The 463-nt window shown below is 79.7% G+C and carries 1 protein-coding gene and 1 pseudogene; both read left to right on the top strand.

Annotated elements, in window-relative coordinates; all coding sequences use genetic code 11:
- Positions 1-208: pseudogene (locus FK498_RS19665) on the top strand (tRNA (adenosine(37)-N6)-threonylcarbamoyltransferase complex dimerization subunit type 1 TsaB); the annotation flags it as partial.
- Positions 205-463, top strand: a 259-nt coding sequence (locus FK498_RS19040) for a GNAT family N-acetyltransferase (protein WP_202614949.1), incomplete at its 3' end; no start/stop codon positions are given. The pseudogene FK498_RS19665 and the gene FK498_RS19040, both read left to right, overlap by 4 nt.

The following is a 463-nucleotide window of genomic DNA, read 5'->3' as shown; positions in this document are numbered from 1 at the left end:
CCCCTGCCCCGAGGCCGGCCACATCGTCGGCGACGCCGCGGCACTGCTCGACCCGCACGCGCCCTTGACCCTGCCCCACGCGCGCGAGGTCGCGCGCATCGCCGCCGCCCGGCTCGCGGGCCTCCTGCCGGCGATCGAGCCCGCCCCGCTCTACATCGATCCGCCGGCGGTCCGGCCGCCGCCCACGCTCCGTCCGGCGCCGGCGTGAGCGGCGCGATCATGCGGGCGGAGAGGGCCGGCGCGCCGCTGCTGGCGGCGCTGCACGCTTGCGCCTTCCCTGCCGATCCGTGGGACGCGGAGGCCTTCGCGGCGCTCCTGGCCATGCCGGGCGCCTTCGCGCTGATCGCCGCCGAGGACGCGATTCCGGCGGGGTTCGTGCTGGTCCGCATCGCCGCCGACGAGGCCGAGATCGTCACCCTCGGCGTCGCCCCGCGCGCGCGGCGCCGCGGCCACGGGACGCGGC

The organism is Elioraea sp. Yellowstone (genome assembly GCF_006704265.1).
Taxonomy (GTDB): domain Bacteria; phylum Pseudomonadota; class Alphaproteobacteria; order Acetobacterales; family Acetobacteraceae; genus Elioraea.
The sequence above is the reverse complement of the archived record's forward strand: the minus strand, read 5'-3'. Positions and strand labels throughout refer to the sequence as shown.